General features: G+C 62.9%; 21 protein-coding genes. 15 read left to right on the plus strand and 6 right to left on the minus strand.

Annotation, left to right across the window (positions count from 1 at the left end):
• Window positions 1–204: 204 nt before the first annotated feature.
• The 7 genes from M2D63_RS21195 (at window position 205) to pdxJ (ending at window position 7,727) form a co-directional block, all read left to right on the plus strand.
• Window positions 205–1,584: a DegQ family serine endoprotease gene (locus M2D63_RS21195; RefSeq protein WP_405310726.1), complete on the plus strand. Its 1,380-nt coding sequence runs from the start codon at window positions 205–207 to the stop codon at window positions 1,582–1,584.
• Between the two features lie 190 nt (window positions 1,585–1,774).
• Entirely contained in the window at window positions 1,775–3,574 is a 1,800-nt protein-coding gene (gene lepA / locus M2D63_RS21200; protein WP_285864970.1) for a translation elongation factor 4, read from the plus strand.
• Window positions 3,575–3,579: 5 nt separating this feature from the next.
• Entirely contained in the window at window positions 3,580–4,434 is an 855-nt protein-coding gene (gene lepB / locus M2D63_RS21205; protein WP_285864972.1) for a signal peptidase I, read from the plus strand.
• Window positions 4,435–4,613: 179 nt separating this feature from the next.
• Window positions 4,614–5,303, plus strand: coding sequence for a ribonuclease III (gene rnc / locus M2D63_RS21210; RefSeq protein ID WP_285864974.1), 690 nt, complete (start codon window positions 4,614–4,616; stop codon window positions 5,301–5,303).
• Window positions 5,296–6,198 carry a GTPase Era gene (era, locus tag M2D63_RS21215; protein WP_285864975.1) on the plus strand — a complete coding sequence of 301 codons (903 nt, stop codon included), beginning with the start codon at window positions 5,296–5,298 and terminating at the stop codon, window positions 6,196–6,198. The genes rnc and era overlap by 8 nt, the downstream gene beginning before the upstream one ends.
• Window positions 6,199–6,255: 57 nt before the next feature.
• Entirely contained in the window at window positions 6,256–6,939 is a 684-nt protein-coding gene (recO, locus tag M2D63_RS21220) for a DNA repair protein RecO (RefSeq protein WP_285864976.1), read from the plus strand.
• 62 nt (window positions 6,940–7,001) lie between these two features.
• The gene (pdxJ, locus tag M2D63_RS21225; RefSeq protein WP_371925176.1) at window positions 7,002–7,727 is read left to right on the plus strand and encodes a pyridoxine 5'-phosphate synthase; all 726 of its coding nucleotides are present in this window, start codon (window positions 7,002–7,004) and stop codon (window positions 7,725–7,727) included.
• A gap of 94 nt (window positions 7,728–7,821) precedes the next feature.
• On the opposite strand, the gene M2D63_RS21230 is transcribed toward pdxJ, so the two are convergent.
• Together M2D63_RS21230 and M2D63_RS21235 are read right to left on the minus strand one after the other, a co-directional pair.
• Entirely contained in the window at window positions 7,822–9,213 is a 1,392-nt protein-coding gene (locus M2D63_RS21230) for a heavy metal sensor histidine kinase (RefSeq protein WP_285864978.1), read from the minus strand.
• Window positions 9,210–9,884: a heavy metal response regulator transcription factor gene (locus M2D63_RS21235; RefSeq protein WP_285864979.1), complete on the minus strand. Its 675-nt coding sequence runs from the start codon at window positions 9,882–9,884 to the stop codon at window positions 9,210–9,212. Before M2D63_RS21235 ends, M2D63_RS21230 begins: the two co-directional genes overlap by 4 nt.
• Window positions 9,885–10,088: 204 nt before the next feature.
• Here M2D63_RS21235 and M2D63_RS21240 point away from each other — a divergent pair, with 204 nt between their 5' ends.
• From M2D63_RS21240 to M2D63_RS21260, 5 genes are all read left to right on the plus strand, one after another.
• Window positions 10,089–11,342 carry a TolC family protein gene (locus tag M2D63_RS21240; protein WP_405310723.1) on the plus strand — a complete coding sequence of 418 codons (1,254 nt, stop codon included), beginning with the start codon at window positions 10,089–10,091 and terminating at the stop codon, window positions 11,340–11,342.
• A 62-nt stretch (window positions 11,343–11,404) separates the two neighbouring features.
• Entirely contained in the window at window positions 11,405–12,631 is a 1,227-nt protein-coding gene (locus M2D63_RS21245) for an efflux RND transporter periplasmic adaptor subunit (RefSeq protein WP_285864980.1), read from the plus strand.
• Between the two features lie 18 nt (window positions 12,632–12,649).
• Window positions 12,650–15,811, plus strand: coding sequence for a CusA/CzcA family heavy metal efflux RND transporter (locus tag M2D63_RS21250; protein ID WP_285864982.1), 3,162 nt, complete (start codon window positions 12,650–12,652; stop codon window positions 15,809–15,811).
• Between the two features lie 98 nt (window positions 15,812–15,909).
• Window positions 15,910–17,232 carry an OprD family porin gene (locus M2D63_RS21255; RefSeq protein ID WP_285864984.1) on the plus strand — a complete coding sequence of 441 codons (1,323 nt, stop codon included), beginning with the start codon at window positions 15,910–15,912 and terminating at the stop codon, window positions 17,230–17,232.
• Window positions 17,233–17,330: 98 nt separating this feature from the next.
• Entirely contained in the window at window positions 17,331–17,537 is a 207-nt protein-coding gene (locus M2D63_RS21260) for a hypothetical protein (RefSeq protein WP_285864985.1), read from the plus strand.
• Window positions 17,538–17,605: 68 nt separating this feature from the next.
• On the opposite strand, the gene cmoB is transcribed toward M2D63_RS21260, so the two are convergent.
• The 3 genes from cmoB to M2D63_RS21275 form a co-directional block, all read right to left on the minus strand.
• Window positions 17,606–18,562, minus strand: a complete 957-nt coding sequence (cmoB, locus tag M2D63_RS21265; protein WP_285864986.1) for a tRNA 5-methoxyuridine(34)/uridine 5-oxyacetic acid(34) synthase CmoB — start codon at window positions 18,560–18,562, stop codon at window positions 17,606–17,608.
• On the minus strand, window positions 18,559–19,302 hold the full coding sequence (gene cmoA / locus M2D63_RS21270; RefSeq protein WP_285864987.1) for a carboxy-S-adenosyl-L-methionine synthase CmoA: 744 nt from the start codon (window positions 19,300–19,302) through the stop codon (window positions 18,559–18,561). The genes cmoB and cmoA overlap by 4 nt, the downstream gene beginning before the upstream one ends.
• Window positions 19,303–19,387: 85 nt before the next feature.
• Complete coding sequence (locus M2D63_RS21275; RefSeq protein WP_285864988.1) at window positions 19,388–19,786, minus strand: protease inhibitor I42 family protein; 399 nt, start codon at window positions 19,784–19,786, stop codon at window positions 19,388–19,390.
• A gap of 122 nt (window positions 19,787–19,908) precedes the next feature.
• Here M2D63_RS21275 and M2D63_RS21280 point away from each other — a divergent pair, with 122 nt between their 5' ends.
• The 3 genes from M2D63_RS21280 (at window position 19,909) to M2D63_RS21290 (ending at window position 23,171) form a co-directional block, all read left to right on the plus strand.
• A complete protein-coding gene (locus tag M2D63_RS21280; protein ID WP_285864990.1) occupies window positions 19,909–21,072 on the plus strand; it encodes an alpha-xenorhabdolysin family binary toxin subunit A in 1,164 nt (387 codons plus the stop codon).
• 12 nt (window positions 21,073–21,084) lie between these two features.
• On the plus strand, window positions 21,085–22,095 hold the full coding sequence (locus tag M2D63_RS21285; protein ID WP_285864992.1) for an alpha-xenorhabdolysin family binary toxin subunit B: 1,011 nt from the start codon (window positions 21,085–21,087) through the stop codon (window positions 22,093–22,095).
• A 92-nt stretch (window positions 22,096–22,187) separates the two neighbouring features.
• Entirely contained in the window at window positions 22,188–23,171 is a 984-nt protein-coding gene (locus M2D63_RS21290) for a hypothetical protein (RefSeq protein ID WP_285864993.1), read from the plus strand.
• 64 nt (window positions 23,172–23,235) lie between these two features.
• On the opposite strand, the gene lon is transcribed toward M2D63_RS21290, so the two are convergent.
• Complete coding sequence (lon, locus tag M2D63_RS21295) at window positions 23,236–25,659, minus strand: endopeptidase La (protein WP_285864995.1); 2,424 nt, start codon at window positions 25,657–25,659, stop codon at window positions 23,236–23,238.
• Between the last annotated feature and the right edge of the window lie 157 nt (window positions 25,660–25,816).

Here is a 25,816-nt window from a genome sequence, read left to right on the forward strand (position 1 = left end):
GAGCGGTCGAGGGCACCTTGGCTGACATGATTGGCAAGCTTTGCAGTTTGCAAAAAACTCAAAACTTTTCTATAGGTCAGTCCTTTCGGGGACTGGCCTTTCCTGCTTCTGCAGGACCCTACTGCTAACCACGCTCGTTGTGACGGGAGCCGTATGTCAATACCACGCTTGAAAACCTACCTATCGTTGTTCGCCGCCGTGCTCATGCTCGGTCAGGTGGTCACCGCCCAGGCCGAGGCCCTGCCGGACTTCACCACCCTGGTCGAGCAGGCCTCGCCTGCGGTGGTGAACATCAGTACCAAGCAAAAACTGCCGGATCGCAAGTACGCCACCGGCCAGGTCCCAGACCTGGAAGGCCTGCCGCCGATGTTCCGCGAATTCTTCGAGCGCAACATGCCCCAGACCCCGCGTTCGCCGCGTGGTGACCGCCAGCGTGAAGCGCAGTCGCTGGGCTCGGGCTTCATCATCTCCAGCGACGGCTACGTGCTGACCAACAACCACGTGGTCGCCGACGCCGACGAAATCATCGTCCGCCTGTCGGACCGCAGCGAGTTGCAGGCCAAGCTGGTTGGCACCGACCCACGCACCGACGTGGCCCTGCTCAAGGTCGAAGGCAAGGACCTGCCGACCGTCAAGCTGGGTGATTCCGAGAAACTGAAGGTCGGTGAGTGGGTGCTGGCCATCGGCTCACCGTTCGGCTTCGACCATTCGGTGACCAAGGGTATCGTCAGCGCCAAGGGCCGTACCTTGCCCAACGACACCTACGTGCCGTTCATCCAGACCGACGTGGCCATCAACCCGGGTAACTCCGGTGGTCCGCTGTTCAACATGAACGGTGAAGTGGTGGGTATCAACTCGCAGATCTTCACCCGCTCCGGTGGTTTCATGGGCCTGTCGTTCGCCATCCCGATCGATGTGGCACTGGACGTCTCCAACCAGTTGAAGAAAGACGGCAAGGTCAGCCGCGGCTGGCTGGGCGTGGTGATCCAGGAGGTCAACAAGGACCTGGCTGAATCCTTCGGCCTCGACAAACCGGCCGGTGCCCTGGTGGCCCAGGTCCTGGAAGACGGCCCGGCGGCCAAGGGCGGCCTGCAGGTGGGTGACGTGATCCTGAGCCTGAACGGCCAGCCGATCGTCATGTCCGCCGACCTGCCGCACCTGGTCGGTGGCCTGAAGGATGGCGCCAAGGCCAAGCTGGACATCATCCGCAATGGCAAGCGCCAGAGCCTGGACATCACCATTGGTGCCCTGCCAGACGATGATGCCGAGCTCGCTTCCAGCCTCAACGGCAGTGCCGAGCGCAGCAGCAACCGCCTGGGTGTCTCGGTGTCGGACCTGACCGCCGAGCAGAAAAAGACCCTGGAACTCAAGGGTGGCGTGGTCATCAAGGAAGTCCAGGAAGGCCCTGCGGCCATGATCGGCCTGCGTCCGGGCGACGTCATCAGCCACCTGAACAACCAGGCCATCCTGTCGGCCAAGCAGTTCACCGAAATCGCCAAGGAACTGCCGAAGAACCGTTCGGTGTCCATGCGCGTGCTGCGTCAGGGGCGCGCCAGCTTCATCACCTTCAAGCTGGCTGAATAAGCCGGTTTGAGCGTAGGAGGGCGGCTTGGGCCGCCCTTTTTCGTCAGGGGGCAGCAATCGCGGGGCAAGCCCGCTCCCACGTTGCCCCGCGATTGACGATTGGAATCTCCCATATCCCTTCGGCTTCAGGTACAATTCCCGGCTATTTTTCGGTGGGCGTTCGTCCCGCAGCCTTTTTGAGTGTTGACCCGTGAGTGATTTGAGTCATATCCGCAATTTCTCCATCATCGCCCACATTGACCATGGCAAGTCGACCCTGGCGGACCGTTTCATCCAGATGTGCGGTGGTCTGTCCGCGCGCGAAATGGAAGCCCAGGTACTCGATTCCATGGACCTGGAGCGTGAGCGCGGTATCACCATCAAGGCCCACAGCGTCACCCTGCACTACAAGGCGCAGGACGGCAAAACCTACCAGCTGAACTTCATCGACACCCCCGGTCACGTCGACTTCACCTACGAAGTCAGCCGTTCCCTGGCCGCCTGCGAAGGTGCGCTGCTGGTGGTCGATGCCGGCCAGGGCGTCGAGGCCCAGTCGGTTGCCAACTGCTACACCGCCATCGAGCAGGGCCTTGAGGTCATGCCGGTACTGAATAAGATGGACCTGCCCCAGGCCGATCCGGACAAGGTCAAGGACGAGATCGAGAAGATCATCGGTATCGATGCCACCGACGCCGTGGCCTGCAGCGCCAAGAGCGGCATGGGTGTGGACGAGGTGCTCGAGCGCCTGGTGCAGACCATCCCGGCGCCGACCGGTGACATCGAAGCGCCCCTGCAGGCGCTGATCATCGACTCCTGGTTCGACAACTACCTGGGCGTTGTCTCCCTGGTGCGTGTGCGTCAAGGCCGGGTGAAGAAAGGCGACAAGATCCTGGTCAAGTCCACCGGCAAGGTGCACCTGGTCGACAGCGTCGGTGTGTTCACGCCGAAGCACACCCAGACCGCCGATCTGAAAGCGGGCGAAGTAGGCTTCATCATCGCCAGCATCAAGGACATTCACGGCGCGCCGGTGGGTGACACCCTGACGCTGTCGTCGACGCCGGAAGTCGAAGTGCTGCCAGGCTTCAAGAAGATCCAGCCGCAGGTCTACGCCGGCCTGTTCCCGGTCAGCTCCGACGACTTCGAAGACTTCCGCGACGCCCTGCAGAAGCTGACGCTCAACGACTCCTCGCTGCAGTACATGCCGGAAAGCTCCGACGCCCTGGGCTTCGGCTTCCGTTGCGGCTTCCTCGGCATGCTGCACATGGAGATCATCCAGGAGCGCCTGGAGCGCGAATACGACCTGGACCTGATCACCACCGCACCAAGCGTGATCTACGAGCTCGAACTCAAGACCGGTGAAACCATCACCGTCGACAACCCGTCGAAACTGCCGGACGCCTCGGCGGTCGCCGATTTCCGCGAGCCGATCGTCACCGCGACCATCCTGGTGCCACAGGAGCACCTGGGCAACGTCATCACCCTGTGCATCGAGAAGCGTGGCGTGCAGCGCGACATGCAGTTCCTCGGCAGCCAGGTGCAGGTCCGCTATGACCTGCCGATGAACGAAGTGGTCCTGGACTTCTTCGACCGTCTCAAGTCGACCAGCCGCGGCTACGCGTCGCTGGACTATCATTTCGATCGCTACCAGTCGGCCAACCTGGTCAAGCTGGACGTGCTGATCAACGGCGACAAGGTCGACGCCCTGGCCTTGATCGTGCACCGCGACAACGCGGCCTACAAAGGCCGTGCGCTGACCGAAAAAATGAAGGAACTGATCCCTCGGCAGATGTTCGACGTGGCGATCCAGGCAGCTATCGGCGGCCAGATCATCGCCCGGACCACGGTCAAGGCGCTCAGAAAGAACGTACTGGCTAAGTGCTACGGTGGTGACGTCAGCCGTAAGAAAAAGCTGCTGGAGAAGCAGAAGGCCGGTAAGAAACGCATGAAACAGGTCGGCAACGTGGAAATTCCACAAGAAGCCTTCCTCGCCGTGCTCAGGTTGGATAGTTAGGTCCTATGTCGCTAAATTTCCCGCTGTTGCTAGTCATCGCCGTTGCCGTCTGTGGTCTGTTGGCCCTGATCGATCTGCTGTTCCTGGCCCCGCGCCGGCGTGCGGCGATCGCCACCTATCAGGGCAGCGTCAGCCAGCCTGAGATAGCCGTGGTCGAGCAGTTGAACAAGGAGCCGTTGCTGGTCGAGTACGGCAAGTCGTTCTTCCCGGTGCTGTTCATCGTGCTGGTGCTGCGTTCGTTCCTGGTCGAACCCTTCCAGATCCCCTCGGGATCGATGAAGCCGACCCTGGAAGTGGGCGATTTCATCCTGGTGAACAAGTTCTCCTACGGGATCCGCCTGCCGGTGATCGACAAGAAGGTCATCGAAGTCGGTGACCCGCAACGCGGCGATGTGATGGTGTTCCGCTATCCGAGCGACCCGAACGTCAACTACATCAAGCGTGTGGTCGGCCTGCCGGGTGACCAGATCAGCTACACCCGCGACAAGAAGCTGTTCGTCAACGGCCAGCCGATTGCCGAGCAACTGGTGGGTACCGAGCCAGGCACCCTGGGCAGCGCCGAGCTGTACAAGGAAAAACTGGGCGCGACCGAGCACCTGATCCGCAAGGAAATGAGCCGCTACCGCATGCCGCCTGACCAGCAATGGACTGTCCCGGCCGGCCATTACTTCATGATGGGCGACAACCGCGACAACTCCAACGACAGCCGCTTCTGGGATGACCCCAACATTCCCAAGGCGCTGCACGGCATGGTCCCGGACCAGAACATCGTCGGCAAGGCCTTCGCGGTCTGGATGAGCTGGCCAGAGCCCAAGCTCAGCCATTTCCCGAGCCTGTCGCGAGTGGGCCTGATCCAGTAACACGACAACGGCGCTGTCCTGGGACAGCGCCGAATGCATTTCTGGCATAGGCTGTGTTCAGAGGGATCCGCGGATCCGCCTGGGCCGCCGATGCCGGTGGGCATGAGCCAAACAGTCTTTCAGGATGTTGATTTGAACAAAGCGTTGAATATCGACCACGAACTGCGCGTGGGTACACTGTGAGCGTTTCCTTGAGCCGCCTGGAGCGAAAGCTCGGTTACACCTTCAAGAACCAGGAGCTGATGCTACTGGCCCTGACGCACCGCAGCTTTGCCGGGCGCAACAACGAGCGCCTCGAGTTTCTCGGCGATGCGATCCTCAACTTCGTCGCCGGCGAAGCGCTGTTCGAGCGCTTCCCCCAGGCCCGCGAAGGCCAGCTGTCGCGCTTGCGCGCGCGCCTGGTCAAGGGCGAGACCCTGGCCGTGCTGGCCCGTGGCTTCGACCTGGGCGAGTACCTGCGCCTGGGGTCCGGTGAACTGAAAAGCGGTGGCTTTCGCCGCGAATCGATCCTGGCCGACGCCCTGGAGGCGTTGATCGGCGCGATCTATCTCGATTCGGACATGCAGACCGCCCGCGAACGCGTGCTGGCCTGGCTGACCGGCGAGTTCGAGAGCCTGACCCTGGTCGATACCAACAAGGACCCGAAAACCCGCCTGCAGGAATTTCTGCAGTCGCGGGCGTGTGAACTGCCGCGCTACGAAGTGGTGGATATTCAAGGTGAACCCCATTGCCGGACGTTTTTCGTCGAATGCGAAGTGACCCTTTTGACTGAAAAAAGCCGAGGGCAAGGCGTCAGCCGGCGGATCGCCGAGCAGGTCGCGGCCGCCGCAGCACTGATCGCCCTGGGCGTGGAGAATGGCAATGACTGATACCAACACTACCCGCTGCGGCTATGTCGCCATTGTCGGCCGCCCGAACGTCGGCAAGTCGACCTTGCTCAACCATATCCTCGGCCAGAAGCTCGCGATCACCTCGCGCAAGCCCCAGACCACCCGGCACAACATGCTCGGGATCAAGACCGAGGGTGATGTCCAGGCGATCTACGTCGATACCCCGGGCATGCACAAGAGCAACGAGAAGGCGCTCAACCGCTACATGAACAAGACCGCCTCGGCTGCCCTCAAGGACGTCGACGTGGTGATCTTCGTGGTCGACCGTACCAAGTGGACCGACGAAGACCAACTGGTGCTCGAGCGCGTGCAGTACGTGCAGGGCCCGGTGATCCTGGCCATCAACAAGACCGACCGGATCGAAGAGAAAGCCGAGTTGATCCCGCACCTGCAATGGTTGCAGGAGCAACTGCCGAACGCCGAGATCGTGCCGATTTCCGCGCAGCAGGGCCACAACCTCGACGCCCTGGAAGGCCTGATCGCCAAGCACCTGCCGGAAAACGACCATTTCTTCCCGGAAGACCAGATCACCGACCGCAGCAGCCGCTTCCTGGCCGCGGAACTGGTGCGCGAGAAGATCATGCGCCAGCTCGGTGCCGAGCTGCCGTACCAGATCACCGTGGAAATCGAAGAGTTCAAGCAGCAGGGCAAGATCCTGCACATCCACGCCCTGATCCTGGTCGAGCGTGACGGCCAGAAGAAGATCATCATTGGCGACAAGGGCGAGCGGATCAAACGCATCGGTTCCGAAGCGCGCAAGGACATGGAAGTACTGTTCGACGCCAAGGTCATGCTCAACCTCTGGGTCAAGGTCAAGGGCGGCTGGTCCGACGACGAGCGCGCCCTGCGTTCGCTGGGCTACGGCGACCTCTGATCGCACCCGGCCCGGCCGCCCTGGCTGCCGGGCCCAACCTCTGTCGAAGCGCCACTCATGGATCTGCCAGTCGGCCAACCGGCCTATGTGCTGCACAGCCGGGCCTACCGTGAAACCAGTGCGCTGGTGGACTTTCTCACCCCGCAAGGACGTCTGCGTGCCGTGCTTCGCCGCGCGCGGGGCAAGGGCGGTAGCCAGGCGCGTCCCTTCGTTCCCCTGGAAGTCGAATTTCGCGGACGCGGCGAGCTCAAGACGGTCGGTCGCCTGGACAGCGTCGGTGTCGCCGCCTGGTTGCATGGCGATGCTTTGTTCAGCGGCCTGTACCTCAATGAGCTACTGATTCGCCTGCTACCGGCCGAAGATCCCCAGCCCGTCCTGTTCGAACACTATGCCGCGACCTTGCAGGCCCTGGCGGCCGGGCGGCCGCTGGAGCCGTTGCTGCGTGCCTTCGAATGGCGCCTGCTGGACGAGCTGGGCTACGCCTTTGCCCTGGACCGGGACATCAATGGCGACCCCCTGGTCGTCGATGGCTGGTACCGCTTGCAGGTGGATGCCGGGCTTGAGCGTGTCTACCTGTTGCAACCGGGCCTGTTCAGCGGTGCCGAGCTGCTGGCCATGGCCGAAGCCGACTGGAGCGCCCCCGGCGCCCTGAGCGCGGCCAAGCGCCTGATGCGCCAGGCGCTGGCCGTGCACCTGGGTGGACGGCCACTGGTCAGTCGCGAACTGTTTCGCAAGCGCTGAGCACGTCGTATGCTGTGAGGCTCAATTTTCAGGAGAGCCTCTTCGTGACTCAAAGCAACCGCATGCTGCTCGGCGTGAACATCGACCACGTGGCGACCCTGCGCCAGGCGCGTGGCACGCGCTACCCCGATCCGGTCAAAGCCGCGCTGGACGCCGAAGAGGCGGGGGCCGACGGTATCACCGTGCACCTGCGCGAAGACCGCCGGCATATCCAGGAGCGTGACGTGCTGGTACTCAAGGACGTGCTGCAGACGCGCATGAACTTCGAGATGGGCGTCACCGAAGAAATGATGGCCTTTGCCGAGCGCATCCGCCCGGCGCATATCTGCCTGGTGCCGGAAACCCGCCAGGAACTGACCACCGAAGGCGGCCTGGACGTTGCCGGCCAGGAAGCGCGGATCAAGGCGGCGGTCGAGCGCCTGTCGCGCCTGGGTTCGGAAGTGTCCCTGTTCATCGACGCCGACGAGCGCCAGATTGAAGCCTCGCGCCGCGTCGGTGCACCGGCGATCGAACTGCACACCGGACGCTATGCCGACGCCGAAACCCCGACCGAGGTCGCCGAAGAGCTCAAGCGTGTCGCCGATGGCGTTGCCTTTGGCCTGGCCCAGGGCCTGATCGTCAACGCCGGCCATGGCCTGCACTATCACAACGTCGAAGCCGTTGCCGCGATCAAGGGCATCAACGAGCTGAACATCGGCCACGCCCTGGTGGCCCATGCGCTGTTCGTCGGCTTCAAGTCGGCGGTGGCGGAGATGAAGGCGCTGATCGTGGCGGCGAGCCGGCACTGAGTCGGCAGTTGGCCTCATCGCCGGCTATCCCGGCTCCCACAGGTATCCCTGTTGACCCTGTGGGAGCCAACATAGCCGGCGATGAGGCCGGTACTTACTCTGCAGCTTGCGGAAAATACAGGCTGAAGCGGGTCAGCCCCTGCAGCCTGCTCTTCGCCTCAACCCGCCCGCCATGCACCGCCATGATCGACTTGACGATCGCCAGCCCCAGCCCCGTACCGCCTTCGAGCCGCGAACGCCCTGAACCGGCGCGATAGAAGCGCTCGAACAGGTGGGGTAGATGCTCCGGGTCGATACCCGGCCCCGCATTCTCCACCCACAGGCAGACTTCATCGCCACAACGCTCGATACCGATATCGATGACCTGTTCGTCCGGGCTGTGGCGAATGGCGTTGCTCAACAGGTTGGACAGCGCCCGCTGCACCATCAACCGATCGCCCATGACTGTGCCCCAGCCCTGCAGGCGCAGGCGGATGCCTTTGTGCTCGGCGCTGATCTCGAACAGTTCACTGACTCGCGTAGCTTCGTCGGCCAGGGCCACCGGCTTGAGCGGAACCTGCGTCTGCGGCTGGCTGACCTGGGCCAGGAACAGCATGTCGTTGATGATCCGGCTGAGCCGGGTCAGTTCCTCGATGCTGGTTTCCAGGACCTCCTTGTATTCCTCGACCGGTCGTTCCCGGGCCAGGGTGACCTGGGCCTTGCCCATCAGGTTGCCGATGGGGGTGCGCAGTTCATGGGCCAGGTCGTCGGAGAACTGCGACAACTGGCGCACGCCGCCATCCAGCCGATCGAGCATCACGTTCATGCCCCGGGCCAGGTCGGCCAGTTCCTGGGGCAGGTCCTGCTCTGGCAGACGCAGGGTCAGTTGTTGCGCCGAGACCTGTTCGGCGATCTGGCGAAACCGGTGCAGCGGGGTCAGGCTGCGTTGTACCAGCTTCCAGGCGCCAAAGCCGATCAGCAGCAGAAGCAGGGGCAGGGCCAGCAGGGTCGAGCGCAGGTAGGCCTGCAGCAGGGCAGCGTCGTCGGCGCGGTTGACCGTGAGCAGCACCCGCACGTCGGTACCGTCCTGCAGGCGCATCAGCCGCGAGGCGGTGAGCAGGTGTTGGTGGTCACTGTCACGCCAGTGGCTGAAGGACAGGTGCCTGTCGCTGGGAATCTGCAGCAGGGCATCGGCATCCAGCCCGGGGCCCAGGGTCAGCAGCGCAGAATGCCGGCCGGTCAGGGCAATCACGCTCAGGCTCAGGTTGTCATGGCCGACCACCACATCCAGCAGCGGATGGGCGCGGGGTTGCAGGGTACCGGCTTCGAGGTCGAGTTTCAGGCTGTGTTCGATCTGCGGCATCTTGGCTGCAAGGTTCTTGCGTGCGCGACTGTCCAGTTCATGGTCCAAGGCGAACACCGACAGGCACGCCAGCAGCAACACCAGGGCGGCGCCCATCAGGCTGACGCTCAGGCCCAGGCGCAGGGAAAGCCGGGCCGGTTTCATTCGCGCGACTCGAGCACGTAGCCGACACCGCGCAGGGTATGGATGAGTTTGTCGTCGAAGGGGTCGTCGATCTTGGCCCGCAGGCGGCGGATCGAGACTTCGACCACGTTGGTGTCGCAATCGAAGTTCATGTCCCAGACCAGCGAAATGATCTGGGTGCGCGACAGCACTTCGCCGCTCTGGCGCATCAGCAGGTGCAACAGGGCGAACTCCTTGGCGGTCAGGTCGATGCGCTGGCCGCCGCGGTAGGCGCGGTGCCGGCCCGGGTCCAGTTCCAGGTCGGCGACTCTCAGGGTGCTGGGCTGCAGGGCCTGGTCGTTGCGCCGCAGCAGGCTGCGGATGCGCGCCAGCAGTTCGGGGAATTCGAACGGCTTTAGCAGGTAGTCGTCGGCGCCCAGGTCCAGGCCCTTGACCCGATCCGAGAGCCGGCCGTGGGCGGTGAGCATCATGATGCGCGTGGTGGAGTCGGCGCGCAGGCGCTGCAGCACGGTCCAGCCATCGAGCCCTGGCAGGTTGACGTCGAGAATGATCAGGTCGTAGGGCTGCTGGCGGGCCAGGTGCAGGCCGTCGGCACCGCTGTGGGCGCAATCGACGATGTAGCCGTTTTCGCTCAAGCCCTGTTGCAGGTACTCGGCGGTACGAAGCTCGTCCTCGATGATCAGTAAACGCATGAAATGACCCGGTGAAGTAAAAGGCGGTGATTCTCAACCCTGTAGTGGCTGCAAGGTCAAGGGCTGTGAACGTATAGAGCGGCGGATACTAAGCCATCGACTGCGCGACTTCGGCTGGATTACAGATTTGTAATTTTCAAGTCATCTTGGGGATAAACCCCGATACCTACAGTGCGAACTCCGAAAAAGGCGCAGGAGTTCGCCATGTTTTGCACCCTGGACCGTCCCGGCAAAGGCCGTGGCCGCCTGTTGCTGATGCTGGCGTTGCTGGCCGTGCCGTCGCTGGCGCTGGCCGAAGGCAACGTGCTGACCCTCGACAACGCCCTGCGCGCCGCCCGGGACAACAATCCCGAGCTCGCGGCGGTGCGCTGGGACATCGATATCGCCGAAGGCGAGCGACGCCAGGCCGGCGTGCTGCCCAACCCGGAGCTGGGCTGGGAGGTCGAGGACACCCGTAGCGGCAAGCAAACCACCACGGTCAGTGTCAGCCAGATGTTCGAGCTGGGCGGCAAGCGCGGTGCGCGGCTGGATGTCGCCGGTCGCGATGCCGATATCGCCGCGCTGGAGCTGGAGCGTCAGGGCAATGTCCTGCGTGCCGATGTGATCGCCGCGTTCCAGGCCGCCGTGCAGGCCCAGGAAGGCCTGCAACTGGCCGAGCAATCGCTGCAACTGAGCGAGCGCGGCCTGCAGGTGGTGCAGGGCCGGGTCAAGGCCGGCAGTGCCTCGCCAGTGGAGGCCACCCGGGCCCAGGTGCAGGTGTCGGAAGTACGCCTGGAGCGGGGCCGGGCCGAACAGGCGTTGACGGTTGCCTACCAGCAGTTGGCGGCGGTGACCGGCGCGCCCATGGCCCGCTTCGATAGTGTTGAAGGCCGCAGCGACGATGACGCCGCCGTGCCCAGCCGGACCGTGCTGCTCGAGCGTCTTGAACAGACCGCCGACATGCGTCTGGCGCGCCTGCAGATCGACCAGCGCGAAGCGGCCCTGGCCCTGGCCCGCACCCAGCGCATCCCCGACCTGACGGTAAGCGTCGGCAGCCAGTACAGCGAGACCGATCGCGAGCGCATCAACGTGGTCGGGCTGTCCTTGCCGATCCCGTTGTTCGACCGCAACCAGGGCAACATCCTCGCCGCCGCCCGTCGCGCCGACCAGGCCCGCGACCAGCGCAACGGCGCCGAGCTGCGCCTGCGCAGTGAAGTGATCCAGGCCCTGGCCCAGTGGGGCACCGCCAACCAGGAGGTGAGCGCCTTCGAACGTTCCATCCTGCCTTCGGCACAACAGGCGCAGGACACCGCCACCCGCGGCTTCGAGCGCGGCAAGTTCGCCTTCCTGGATGTCCTCGATGCCCAGCGCACCCTGGTCGCGGCGCGCCTGCAATACCTGCAGTCCCAGGCCCAGCGCAATGAGGCGCGGATGCGCCTGGAGCGGATCTTCGGCGACCTGGACCTGGCCAGCCGCTGAACCCGGCCGCTTTCCACTTTTGATCGACGCCACCCCTGTGCGGTGGGTGCTAAGGAGTCTGCATGAACAAGAAGTCCACAACGCTGCTGATCGCGGCCTTGTTGCTGGGCCTGGGGCTGGGTGTGCTGCTGGCACGCCAGACCGGCCTTGCGCAGGGCGCGGCAACGCCGGCGGCCGCCCATGGCCACGCCGAAGGTGATCACGATGAAGAGGAGCAAGGCGAGCACGGACACGAGGAATCCGCCGAGGGGCATGAGCAGGAGGGCGCGATCCGCCTGAGCCAGGAGCAGATCGACCTGGCCGGCATCGAGCTGACCGCCGCCGAGTCCCGGCAACTGCAGCGCAGCCTGTCGCTGCCCGGCGAGATCCGCTTCGATGAAGACCGCACCGCGCACATGGTGCCCAGGGCGGCCGGGGTGGTCGAGTCGGTCGCCGTGGTGCTCGGCCAGCAGGTCAAGGCCGGCGACCTGCTGGCGGTGATCGCCAGCCCGCAGATTTCCGAGCAGCGCAGTGAACTGGCGGCGAGCCAGCGGCGCCTGGAGCTGGCGCGCAGCACCTACCAGCGGGAAAAGGATTTGTGGAAAGAGGGCATCTCCGCCGAGCAGGACTACCTGCAAGCTCGCCAGGCCCTGCAGGAAGCCGAGATCGCCCAGGCCAATGCCCGGCAGAAAATCAGCGCCCTGAGTGGCTCGACGGTGCTGGCTGGTGGCAATCGCTATGAACTGCGTGCGCCGTTCGCCGGGCAGATCGTCGAGAAGCACCTGGTGCCGGGCGAGGTGGTCAACGAGACCAGCGCGGCCTTCACCCTGTCGGACCTGTCCAGGGTCTGGGCCACCTTCGGCGTGGCCCCGCGCGACCTGGGCAAGGTTCGCGCCGGCATGCAGGTGACCATCGTCGCCAGTGAACTGGGCGAGCAGGTTGCCGGGACCATCAGCCATGTCGGCAGTCTGCTCGGCGAGCAAACCCGTACCGCCACCGTGCGCGTGAGCCTGGATAACCCCCGTGGCGCCTGGCGACCCGGTCTGTTCGTGGCAGTACAGGTGCCGACCGAGCAGGTGCCGGCCGCCCTGAGCGTGCCGGAGCAGGCGATCCAGACCTTGGAAGAGCGCCCGACGGTGTTCGTGCGCACTGCCGAAGGCTTTGTCGCCCAAACGGTGGAACTGGGCGCCAGCGCCAATGGCTTCGTCGAGATCCGCACGGGCCTGCAAGCCGGCCAGCAGGTGGCAACCGCGGGCAGTTTCGTCCTCAAGTCGGAGCTGGGCAAGGCCAGCGCCGAGCACGTCCACTGACCTGCGCGAGTACCCTTCATGTTCGAACGCCTTATTCAATTTGCCATCGAGCAGCGCCTGGTGGTGCTGCTGGCGGTGCTGCTGATGGCCGGGCTGGGTGTGGCCAGTTACCAGAAACTGCCCATCGATGCGGTCCCGGACATCACCAACGTCCAGGTGCAGATCAACACCCAGGCGGCGGGTTTTTCGCCGCTGGAAACCGAGCAGCGCATCACCTTCGCCATCGAGACGGCCATGGCCGGCTTGCCGGGCCTGGAACAGACCCGTTCGCTGTCGCGCTCGGGCCTGTCCCAGGTGACGGTGATCTTCGCCGAAGGCACCGACCTGTTCTTCGCCCGGCAACTGGTCAACGAGCGCCTGCAACAGGCTCGCGGACAGTTGCCTGACGGCGTCGAGGCAGTCATGGGGCCGATCTCCACCGGCCTTGGCGAGATCTTCCTGTGGACGGTGGAAGCCGCCGAGGATGCGCGCAAGGCCGATGGTAGCCCCTATACACCCACCGACCTGCGCGAGATCCAGGACTGGATCATCAAGCCGCAGCTGCGCAATGTGCGCGGTGTGGCGGAGATCAACACCATCGGTGGTTTCGCCAAGGAGTACCAGATCGCCCCCGATCCCAAGCGCCTGGCCGCCTACAAGCTGACCCTGGGCGACCTGCTCACCGCCCTTGAGCGCAACAACGCCAACGTCGGTGCCGGCTATATCGAACGCCGGGGCGAGCAGTTGCTGATCCGCGCGCCGGGACAATTGGCGGGTATCGACGACATCGCCAACATCGTCCTGGCCAACGTCGACGGCACGCCGATCCGGGTGCGCAACGTCGCCGAGGTCGGTATCGGCCGTGAGCTGCGCAGTGGCGCGGCGACCGAGAATGGCCGTGAAGTGGTGCTGGGCACAGTGTTCATGCTGATTGGCGAGAACAGCCGCACCGTGTCCCAGGCCGTGGCGCAGAAGCTGGTGGAGATCAACCGCTCGCTGCCGGCCGGGGTCAGCGCGGTGACGGTGTACGACCGCACCAACCTGGTCGACAAGGCCATTGCCACGGTGAAGAAGAACCTGATCGAAGGCGCGATCCTGGTGATCGTGATTCTGTTCCTGTTCCTGGGCAATATTCGCGCGGCGCTGATCACTGCCATGATCATCCCGCTGTCGATGCTCTTCACCTTCACCGGCATGTTCAGCAACAAGGTCAGCGCCAACCTGATGAGCCTGGGCGCCCTGGACTTCGGCATCATCGTCGATGGCGCGGTGGTGATCGTCGAGAACGCGATCCGCCGCCTGGCCCATGCCCAGCAGCACCATGGTCGCCTGCTCACGCGTTCGGAGCGCTTCCACGAAGTCTTCAATGCCGCCCGCGAGGCGCGCCGGCCGCTGATCTACGGGCAGTTGATCATCATGGTGGTGTACCTGCCGATCTTTGCCCTGAGCGGGGTCGAGGGCAAGATGTTCCACCCCATGGCCTTCACCGTGGTGATCGCCTTGCTCGGCGCCATGCTGCTGTCGGTGACCTTCGTGCCGGCGGCCATCGCCCTGTTCGTCACCGGCAAGGTCAAGGAGGACGAGAACCTGCTGATGCGCAGCGCCAAGCGTGGCTATGCACCGCTGTTGCAGTGGGTCATGGGCCACCGCACCCTGGCCTTCAGCCTGGCCGGGGTGATGGTGCTGCTGTCCGGGGTACTGGCCAGCCGCATGGGCAGCGAGTTCGTGCCGAGCCTGAGCGAAGGCGACTTCGCCCTGCAGGCACTGCGGGTACCCGGCACCAGCCTGAGCCAGTCGGTGACCATGCAGCAGCAACTGGAGCAGAGCGTGCTGAGCCAGGTGCCGGAAGTGCAGCGGGTGTTCGCCCGTACCGGCACCGCCGAAATCGCCTCCGACCCGATGCCGCCGAACATCTCCGACAGCTATGTGATGCTCAAGCCCAGGGACCAGTGGCCGGACCCGAGCAAGAGCCGCGAACAACTGATTGCCGATATCCAGCGCGCCAGCGCCCGGGTGCCGGGCAGCAACTACGAGTTGTCGCAACCGATCCAATTGCGCTTCAACGAACTGATTTCCGGGGTACGCAGTGACGTCGCGGTGAAGGTGTTCGGTGACGACATGGAGCAGCTCAACCGCACTGCGGCGCAGCTCGCCGCGACGCTGCAGGCGGTACCGGGCGCGTCCGAAGTCAAGGTCGAACAGACCACGGGGCTGCCGGTGCTGACCATCGAAGTCGACCGCGACAAGGCGGCGCGTTACGGCCTCAATGTCGGCGACGTGCAGGACACCATCGCCGTGGCTGTCGGCGGCCGCCAGGCGGGCACTCTGTACCAGGGCGACCGGCGCTTCGACATGGTGGTGCGCCTGTCCGATACCTTGCGCACCGATATCGACGGCCTGTCACAACTGCTGATTCCGGTGCCGGCCAGCGCGGCGGGCAATGGCCAGATCGGCTTTATCACCCTGGCCGACGTGGCGAGCCTGGAACTGGTCCAGGGCCCCAACCAGATCAGCCGTGAAGACGGCAAGCGCCTGGTGGTGGTCAGCGCCAACGTACGCGGTCGCGACATGGGCTCCTTCGTCGAGGAGGCGGGCGAGCGCATCAGCGGCCAGGTGAGCATCCCGGCCGGCTACTGGATTCGCTGGGGTGGCCAGTTCGAACAACTGCAATCGGCGGCGCAACGCCTGCAGGTGGTGGTGCCGGTGGCCTTGCTGCTGGTCTTCGGCCTGCTGTTCATGATGTTCAACAACCTCAAGGACGGCCTGCTGGTGTTCACCGGGATTCCCTTCGCCCTGACCGGTGGCGTGGTGGCTCTGTGGCTGCGGGACATCCCCCTGTCGATTTCCGCCGGGGTCGGTTTCATTGCCCTGTCGGGGGTCGCGGTGCTCAACGGCCTGGTGATGATTGCCTTCATCCGTGGCCTGCGCGAGCAGGGCCGCAGCCTGCGCCAGGCCATCGACGAAGGGGCGCTGACGCGCTTGCGCCCGGTGCTGATGACCGCGCTGGTGGCGTCCCTGGGTTTCATCCCCATGGCCCTGGCCACCGGTACCGGCGCCGAGGTGCAGCGACCGCTGGCGACGGTGGTGATCGGCGGGATTCTGTCGTCCACCGCGCTGACCCTGCTGGTGCTGCCGGCGCTCTACTACCGGGCGCACCGCAAGGACGAGGAGGAGGGCAGCGCCGAGGTGACGAAACTGTAATTTCGCGCTCATCTTCGGGTTATTCAGCCCTTGTCAGGATACCCATGGCGGCCGCATCAGCGGCCGTCGTGCGTTCTGCCAATAATCAGGAGTTGAAGATGGTGAACAAAACCACAGCCTGTGTTACCGGCGTCCTGGCCCTGGCCAGTTGTACGGTGAGCAATGCAGCTACCGAGTCGAACGGGTTCGTCGAAGACAGCAGTCTTTCTGTGCTTAGCCGCAATTTCTATTTCAATCGCGATTATCGCAAAGGGGGGGAAGCACCTACCGGCAAGTCCGGCTATTCCGAAGCCTGGGCACAGGGCTTTATCGCCCGCTTCGAGTCGGGCTACACCCAGGGTACGGTCGGCTTCGGCCTGGATGCCCATGCCATGCTGGGGCTCAAGCTCGACACCGGCGATGGCCGCAACGGCGGTCGCAGCTCGTTCGACGTGTTGCCGGTCGACAGTGATGGCCATGCGGCCAGTAACTTCAGCAAGCTTGGTGGCGCGCTCAAGGCACGCTTGCTGGACACTGAAATCAAGGTCGGCGATGTCTTCCCGACCACCCCGGTGGTGCACTATGGCGATTCGCGCCTGCTCCCCGAGAGCTTCACCGGCTGGACGCTGGAAAACACCACCCTGGAGGGGCTGAAAGTGCAGGGCGGGCGCCTGCATGCGATGAGCCAGCCGCTGTCGAGCAACAGCCGCGATGGCTTTGTGACATTCTATGGTGGCCCGGTCGACTCACCCTGGCTCGGCTATATCGGCGGTGACTACCAGCTTACCGATCACCTCAGCCTGAGCATGTACAGCAGCCGTTTGAAAGATGCCTGGGACCAGTATTACACCGGTGTCAGCTACAAGTACCCGATCAGTGACCTGCTCAGTGCCTTCAGCAGCTTCAACTACTACAAGGCTAAGGACCAAGGCCAGCAGTTGCTCGGCGCTTTCGACAACGATATCTGGAGCGCGCGGGTCGGGTTCACCTATGACGCCCACACCCTGGCCTTGTCTTACCAGCGCAACCAGGGCGACGACGACTTCGACTACCTGCGCCAGTCCGACTCGATCTTCCTCGACAACTCGATCCAGTACAGCGATTTCAACTCGCCCAAGGAACGCTCCTGGATGCTGCGCTATGACTTGAACATGGCCAGTTACGGTGTGCCGGGGCTGAGTTTCATGACCCGCTACGGTCGTGGCAGCGGCATCGACTATTCCGACGCCAACGGCGTGTACATGCGTCGCGATGCCGAGGGTAATCCGCTGACCGACCAGAAACGCTGGGAGCGGGATATCGAGGCACGCTACGTGGTGCAGTCGGGTAGCCTCAAGGACCTGTCGCTGCGGCTGCGCCAGGCCACCACCCGGGCCACGGCCTTCGAATCGGATCTGGACGAGGTGCGCCTGATCGTCGAATACCCGCTGTCTTTGCTGTAGGGCCTTTCTTGCAACACTGTAATGTCCGCCTCACCTTGCCGTTAGCTTGCGCTCCGTAAGATTGAACTGTCCCGATATTCAATCACGAGGTGAGCAACATGAGCCTGACCAAGTATGTGCTGGTGGGCATTCTGGCCCTGGGCAGCAGCGCCGCCCTGGCCGAAGGCGGCGCGGAGCGTTCGAAGCAGTTCTGGGAGAACTTTCGCCTGACCCAGGAACAGATCCACGGCAAGAAGGACCAGGCCTTCGCCGCTGCCGATGCGCAGAAGCAGGACGAAGCCCGGCAGCAGGTGGTCAAGGAGTAGCTGCATTCACCTTTGACGCTCCGCTCCTTTGGAAAAGGTGAACTTTGGCGCCCGTTCGGGCGCCTGTTTTATTTGCGCGCGACCATCACCGCACGGCGCGGTGCCGGCAGGCCTTCGATGGTGCGGCTGTGGTCGGTCGGGTCGAGGAAGTCGCCGAGCGACTGGTAGCGCATCCACTCGGTGCTGCGCTGTTCCTCGACGCTGGTAACGCTGACATCGACGCAGCGCACGTCGTTGAAACCGGCGCGGCGCAGCCAGCGCTCCAGGGCCGGAACCGATGGCAGGAACCAGACATTGCGCATTTGTGCGTAGCGGTCCTCGGGCACCAGTACCTGGTGTTCGTCACCTTCGATCACCAGGGTTTCGAGCACCAGTTCGCCGCCCTTGACCAGGCAGTCCTTGAGCGCCAGCAGGTGCTCGATGGGCGAGCGGCGGTGGTAGAACACGCCCATGGAGAACACCGTGTCGAAGCCTTCGAGGTTGGCTGGCAGGTCTTCCAGGGCGAAGGGCAGGTGCCAGGCCGGCAGTTCCGGCAGGTAGCGCTGCACGGCCTGGAACTGGCAGAAGAATAGCCAGTTGGGGTCGACACCGATCACGCTGTCGGCACCGGCGCCGAGCATGCGCCACTGGTAGTAGCCATTGCCGCAGCCGACATCCAGCACGCGCTTGCCCTTGAGGTCCAGGTGCGGGGCGACCCGCGACCATTTCCAGTCCGAACGCCATTCGGTATCCACATGCACGCCGAACAGGTCGAAGGGGCCCTTGCGCCAGGGCGACAGCCCCATCAGCGCCTGGCGCATGCGTTCGCGGGTCTCGTCGTCGCAGGCGCAATCGAGGTTCAGCCCGTTGACCAGGTCGACCTGGCTCGGCACCAGTGCCGGCAAGGCGTCCAGGGCGTTCTGCCAGCGCTCCAGGTCGCCGTGACCTTTCTCCATCTTGGCGTCGAGTTGCGCTTGCAGGCCTTGGGACCATTGCGCCAGGGGGGTGCCCGCCAGACGGCGGACCAGGGGAGACAGATCAATCATGGCAGGGCAATCAACGAGGCAAAGTTAAGGCATTGGAACCAGGGCACGACCTTGGAGAAACCGGCGGCCAGCAGGCGTTCACGGTGTTCTTCGAGGCTGTCGGGCTTCATCACGTTCTCGATGGCACTGCGTTTCTGGGCGATTTCCAGTTCGCTGTAGCCATTGGCGCGCTTGAAGGCCACATGCAGGTCGGTGAGCAGTGCGTGTTCCTCGGCATCATTGAATCGCAGCTTTTCCGAGAGGATCAGCGCGCCACCGGGCAGCAGGGCCTGGCGGATGTTGCCGAGCAGGGCCAGGCGTTGCTCGGGGGCGATGAATTGCAGGGTGAAGTTCATCGCCACCACCGAGGCCGGCTGGAAATCCAGGGCGAGAATATCGCCTTCGATCACCTCGACCGGCAGCAGCTCCTGGAACATCGAGTCCTGGGCGGTGAGGTACTGACGGCAGCGCTCGACCATGGCCGCGGAGTTGTCCACGGCGATGACCCGGCAACCTTCGCTACGCACATGACGGCGCAGGGCCTGGGTGACGGCACCCAGGGAGCTGCCCAGGTCATACAGCGCGCTGTTGGGCTGGGCGAACTGGGCGGCGAGCACGCCCAGGTTCTCGACAATGGTCGGGTAACCGGGCACCGAGCGCTTGATCATGTCCGGGAACACCCGCACCACATCTTCGTTGAAAGCGAAGTCGGGCACCTGGCCAAGCGGCTGGGCGAATAGGCGGTCGGGTTCTTTGCTCACGGGGTCGATCCAGGCGTTGGGCGGTAAAAGGCGGGCATTTTAGCCAAACTGGCCGGCAGATGCATGGCCCGGGTGACCAGCGCCGCTACTTCACGGTGACGGCGCAATCGAAGGTCTGCACCGGACGCACTTCCGGAGCCCAGGGTTGCTGGTAGACCAGCAGCAGATGGCCTTCGCCTGTGCCTTGAGCCTGGAAGCGCCACACCGATTGCCCGGCGCTGCCGACCACGCCTGCGTCTTCCGGATGGCTGTAGACCTCGGGGCCGAGGCTGCGCAGGATGCCGGCGGCAGGATTCTGTACCAGCCAGCGGTAGCCGGTGCTGGGGTTGCTGGGCAGGGTCAGGGTGAGGTTCTGGCCCGCCTCCAGCTGGATGGGGCACTGGCTGGCCTTTTCCAGGGCGACGCTTTCGTGCTTGCCGGGGGTTTGTGAGCAGGCGGCCAGGAAGGGGAGGCCAAGGACTAACCATTTGCAGTTGATGTTCATCGACAATCCAGTCATTTGCTCTGGCATCGGCTTTCAGGAAAGCCTGCCCTCTGCTGGGCAATACGCAGCGCTATTAGTTTGGCAGTCCCAGGCCGGATAGGCCGATCAGCAGGGACATGATTATGAGTAGCACACAAACGGATTTTGACACATTGCAGAACGAGGCTGAGCTGCTTCCGGCAAACCTGATTCAGGCGATGGCAGAGCGCGATGGTCCTGAGGAAGGCGGGTTGACCCTGACGCGCGAGCACATCATCACCCTCAACCAGTATGCCAACCATGTCTTCAGCCTGCCTATTGCCCCAAAAGCGCTGGTTGACTGGTTGGGCTATTCCACCATTGCCGAGCCGGCGTTGATGCCGGGCAGCATGGGCGAGATGAACAGGCTGTTGCACAAGCATGGGCGCAGCTGGACGACGCTTGCCGACAACAGCAAGAAACTCGGCTTCGAGTTGGCCGCCAGTGCCAATGGCATCAATACCACGGGTGACGAGGTGTTGGTGATCCTCGAAAAAAGCAGCGCCCTGGGCAAGCGACGGGAGGCATGGGAGACCCTCAGCTTCGACAAGCCGGTCAGTATTGGTGCGGACGACAGGCGTCGGGTCGTGGACCTGGTTGACTACATGGAGGTCCTGCGCGAAGACGTGGACCTGTTCGCGCGACGCGTGGTGGATGTGCGCGAAGAAACCGAACGGTTTCGAGATGAAGCGCGTGTAAAGCTGTTGCCACTGGTGGCCACAAAAACCGCAGCGATCAAGCGCCGACAGGCGAGCGGTGAGGTACAGCAACTACGTGAGGCGTTGGCCGAGTTGGATAAGGAAATCAAACGCCTTGAAGCCGAGTACGACCAGTATGTCAAAGCGGCACTGAGTGGCTTGGCGGCAGGCCCGCTGGGCGCGGTTATCACGGGGTCCATCTATGGCAGCAAGGCGGAGAAGTCACGCAAGGAGCGCAACAAGTTACAGAAACAGCGTGGCGAGGTGAGCCAGAGGCTGAAAAACGCCGTGAAACTGGAAGGACTTGTGGAGGATCTGAATACGCAGATGGGGCAGATGGATACACGCCTCAGGGATGTGCTGACGGCTTCTTCCCATCTGCAATCCGCCTGGCAGCTTATTGGCGTGTATATCGATGCGTCGATCGAGCACCTCGAACGTATTCAGACCAATCAGGAATTATTCAAGTTCGCGATATTTTTCAAGCGTTTTATCGGGCAGTGGAAAGACATCGAGCGATTTGCCCAGCACATGAACCGGGTCTTCGATAACGCCGCCGCCGCTAAATAAGGAATCTTCGCCATGAGTAATAATGTGATTGCCCTGAATACGCCGCTCAATGTTCCGGATATGAACAAGATCCTGACGGCAGCGAGCACCTACTCAAGGTTCTGGGAAAAGCGCACGTTCGAGTTCCTGCCGTTGTTGCATGTGTCGGTGGAGCGGCACTACCAGGGGTTCATCAAGTACGTCGAAGCGTTGGCTAAAAATGCTGAAGTGCTCGCTGTAGGTATCAAGTCAGAAAACATCGAGCTGTTCCTCAATGACCTTCGCGAGGGCATGGGCGCGCCTGATGAAGAGGAATTTCTCCTTGAAGAAATCCAGCGCTCGGCGAATAACATCGGCAAAAAACTGGATGTGCTGCTTGCCGGGGTGCAGAGCGCTACCAAGTCAATTGCCAGCCTGCCGGTCTATCAGGTGGATCGCGACCGTTCGGGTTACCTGGAAGCCCAGGAGCGCCTGGCCAGCCGTCTGCAAGCGCTCCACCATGCGCGGCGCAGTAAAGAGGATGAACTGTCAGCGTTGGAGAATGCGATCGACGTACTTGAGGCCAATGGAATAGAAAAACTGCACGCGGGCAAACTGCCTACCGTAGCGCAGCTTCAAGCGTTGGTTGCCCAGGGCGCTACCAGCGCTGGCGCAGCCATAGCTATCGAGCAAGCGCTGGAGGCACTGAGCAAACTATTGGGTGGCCTTCAGGATGGAATGCGTTACTCACAACTTCAGGATCAGCGTCGCACACTGCAGACCCAAGTGGGCGAGTTGCGTGCCGAACAGCGGGAGCAGGAGCAACGTGCGCAACAGATCAACAGTTACCTGGAGTCGCTTTCGGCCTATGCACCGTTGATTGAAAAGCGCGTGGAGTGGCTGGCTGAAAAGCACCAGATCTATGTGCAGCTGCAGGCAGAGCGCAATAAATTACGAAATATCAAACTCAATGGAACCGAGTGCGTGCAGGCGTTGCAACAGTTGCTGATGGCATTGCTCACCTATGTAAAACACATCGTCGATAAATACCGCGCAACGCTCTAGGGCACCAGGGGTATCAGGTTGCTGGCTGATACCCCTGTTGGTCTGCTGGCAAAAGGTCGGGTGTCGAGAACCGCAAGCAAGGATGCACAGTGATGAATGCGAAGGTGGACTTGGAGTGGCAAGAGCAGGCCTTGCGTCTGCCGGCAAATGTTCTGAGCATGATGGAGGCCGGGCTGGATACCGGTGCTATGACGTTGTCAGTGGCACATGTCCAGGGGCTTAACGCGTATGTGGAGCAGGTGAGAGGCTTGCCGAAATCGCCTGTTGAACTGACCCGATGGTTGAGCCTCCCGACGCGAGTGGTCGATAGCGCACGCTTGTTGACGTTCTTGATGGGCAACCCTGAACTTAACCAAAACAGTATGTTGGCATTTTTTCGTCAGCTGAAGGCGCATGCCAATGGCTGGGAAGTGCTGTTCGGGAAAAACCTGCAACTGGCAACGGCATTGATGACGGTCGCCGCCGGAATCAACAGGACAGGATCAGCGATACTTGACGCGTGCGCACACACCAAAGCATTGGGTAAGCGACGCGAAGCCTGGGACGCCCTGCAAGTGGACGAACTGCTGCTTAGCCAGGCCGACAAGGAGATTGTTTCGTCCTTGCCCAAACAGATGAATACCCTCAAGCGGCTGGTGGCGGAGCACGCCCGGCAGGTCGAACGCCTGCGTATCGAGGTCGCCGGGTTTCGCGACGAAGCTCAGCGTCAGCTCATTCCTGCGACCCAGAGAAAGCTTCAGGCAATTGACAAGGGCAGGCAGCCAACCCGCAGAGATATAAGCCCTTCCACGCTCGCTCTGGTGAGGTTTCAAGTGCGTATCTCGGCGCTTTCCGCAATGCTTCAGAACATTGAGGGGCAGCTGAGGGAAGTGCTCGTCGCGTCTTCGCATTTTCATTCGGCCTGGCAAAATCTTTCTACCTACATCGATGTATCGGAAGAAAAACTTCAGCAGATCACAATGAATCAGCAACTGGCGCGATTCGCGATCTATTTTGCTCGGTTTCTGGGGCTTTGGAGCACTATCGAGCAAAGCGCTCTGGAAATGAAGCGCAAGCTCTCGTTGCTGCAGCAATGAGCAACCTGCGGCCTCATGATCCTCATGCGGGCTTTCCAGGCCCGCATTCAGCTCTGCAACCCTTTCAGTTGAACAGGACCCTCGCCACATCGCTGAAGCGCTTGGCAAAGTGCACGGTCAAGTCTTCCTTGAGGTAATCCGGCAGCTCTTCGAAATCCCCACGGTTGGCTTCCGGCAGAATCAGCTCGAAGATCTTCTGCCGTCGCGCGGCAATGACTTTCTCGCGAACCCCGCCAATGGCCAGGACCTTGCCGGTCAGGGTCAGTTCGCCGGTCATGGCCACGCCTTTTTTCGGCGCCTGGTCGCGGGCCAGCGACAGCAGGGCGCTGGCCATGGTCACCCCGGCGCTGGGGCCGTCCTTGGGCGTAGCGCCTTCCGGCACATGCAGGTGAATGAAGGCCTGGTCGAAGAAGGTCGGATCACCGCCGTATTGCTTGAGGTTGGCGCTGACATAGCTGTAGGCGATTTCGGCGGACTCCTTCATCACTTCACCCAGCTGGCCGGTCAGCTTGAAGCCGCGGTTGAGGGTGTGGATGCGTGTCGCCTCGATCGGCAGGGTGGCGCCGCCCATGCTGGTCCAGGCCAGGCCGGTGATTACGCCTTTGCCCGAGAGCACCTGCTCGCTACGGAACACCGGCATGCCCAGCGAGGCTTCGAGGTCCTTGGGACCGATCTTGATCTTCTTCCCGGGATCTTCCAGCAATTGCACCACGGCCTTGCGCACCAGCTTGCCCAGCTGTTTTTCCAGCTGGCGAACGCCGGCCTCGCGGGCATAGCCCTCGATCACGGTGCGCAGGGCGCTGTCGCTGATGCTCAGGCTGGTCTTGGCCACGCCGGCCTTGTCCAGCTGCTTGGGCCACAGGTGGCGCTTGGCGATCGCCAGTTTTTCTTCGGTGATGTAGCCGGACAGGCGGATCACTTCCATGCGGTCGAGCAAGGGGCCCGGGATCGCGTCCAGGGTGTTGGCGGTGCATACGAACAGTACCTTGGACAGGTCCAGGCGCAGGTCCAGGTAGTGGTCGAGGAAGTCGACGTTCTGTTCCGGGTCCAGGGTTTCCAGCAGGGCTGACGCCGGGTCGCCCTGGTAGCTCTGGCCCATCTTGTCGATTTCGTCGAGCATGATCACCGGGTTCATCACCTCGACCTCCTTGAGCGCCTGCACCAGCTTGCCCGGCTGGGCGCCGATGTAGGTACGCCGGTGGCCCTTGATCTCGGCCTCGTCGCGCATGCCGCCGACACTGAAGCGATAGAACGGCCGGCCCAGGGACTCGGCGATGGACTTGCCGATGCTGGTCTTGCCCACCCCGGGCGGGCCAACCAGCAGGACGATGGAGCCGCTGATCTCGCCTTTCCAGGCGCCGACGGCGAGAAATTCGAGAATGCGTTCCTTGATGTCGTCGAGCCCGGCATGGTGCTGGTCGAGGACCTTGCGCGCATGCTTGAGGTCGAGCTTGTCCTTGCCATACACGCCCCAGGGCAGGGCGGTGGCCCATTCCAGGTAGTTGCGGGTGACGGCGTACTCCGGCGAGCCGGTCTCCAGGATCGCCAGCTTGCCCATCTCTTCATCGATGCGCTTTTGTGTCGCCGGCGGCAGTGTCTTGCCCTGCAGGCGCTGTTCGAACTGCTCGAGGTCGGCGCTGCGGTCGTCCTTGGTCAGGCCCAGCTCCTGCTGGATGACCTTGAGCTGCTCCTTGAGGAAGAACTCGCGCTGGTGCTCGCCGATCTGCCGGTTCACTTCGGCGGAGATCTCGTTCTGCAGCCGCGCGACTTCGACCTCCTTGCGCAGCATCGGCAGGACCTTCTCCATGCGCTTGAGCATGGGCACGCAGTCGAGCACTTCCTGCAGCTGGTTGCCGGTGGCGGAGGTCAGGGCTGCGGCGAAGTCGGTCAGCGGCGAAGGGTCGTTGGGGCTGAAGCGGTTGAGGTAGTTTTTCAGCTCTTCGCTGTACAGCGGGTTGAGCGGCAGCAGCTCCTTGATCGCATTGATCAGGGCCATGCCGTAGGCCTTGACCTCGTCGGTCGGCTCGCTGGGTTGATGCGGGTACTCGACCTCGACCAGGTAGGGCGGACGATGGTGCTTGAGCCAGGTGCGGATGCGTACCCGGGTCAGGCCCTGGGCGACGAACTGCAGCTTGCCGTTCTCGCGGCTGGCGTGGTGAACCTTGACCAGGGTGCCGTACAGCGGCAGGGCCGAGGTGTCGAAATGACGGTGGTCTTCCGGCGGGGTGTCCATGTAGAACAGCGCCAGGGAGTGATGCGGGGTCTTGGCGACCAGATCCAGGGTTTCGGCCCAGGGTTCTTCGTTGACCATGACCGGCAGTACCTGGGCCGGGAAGAACGGGCGGTTGTGGATCGGGATGATGTAGACCTTGTCGGGCAATTGCTGGCCAGGCAGGGCCAGGTGTCGCCCGCTGTGTTCGGAGGCTTCGAGATGCTCGACTTCGGAGTGGTCCTCGGGATGTTCGGGTAGATCCTGCTGATCGCTCATGGGGCACCTGCGTAAATGACTATGGTGCTTAGATGGGGCGGGGTGGGGGTGGTTTCAATGGTGGCGGGCAATCGCGGGGGCCCCCCCCGCCAAAACGAGACGGGGTGGACCCCCCACATTTTAAAGGCGCGGTTGTTATAGCATAATTAAAAAACCC

This window comes from Pseudomonas sp. BJa5 (assembly GCF_030272875.2).
GTDB lineage: Bacteria > Pseudomonadota > Gammaproteobacteria > Pseudomonadales > Pseudomonadaceae > Aquipseudomonas.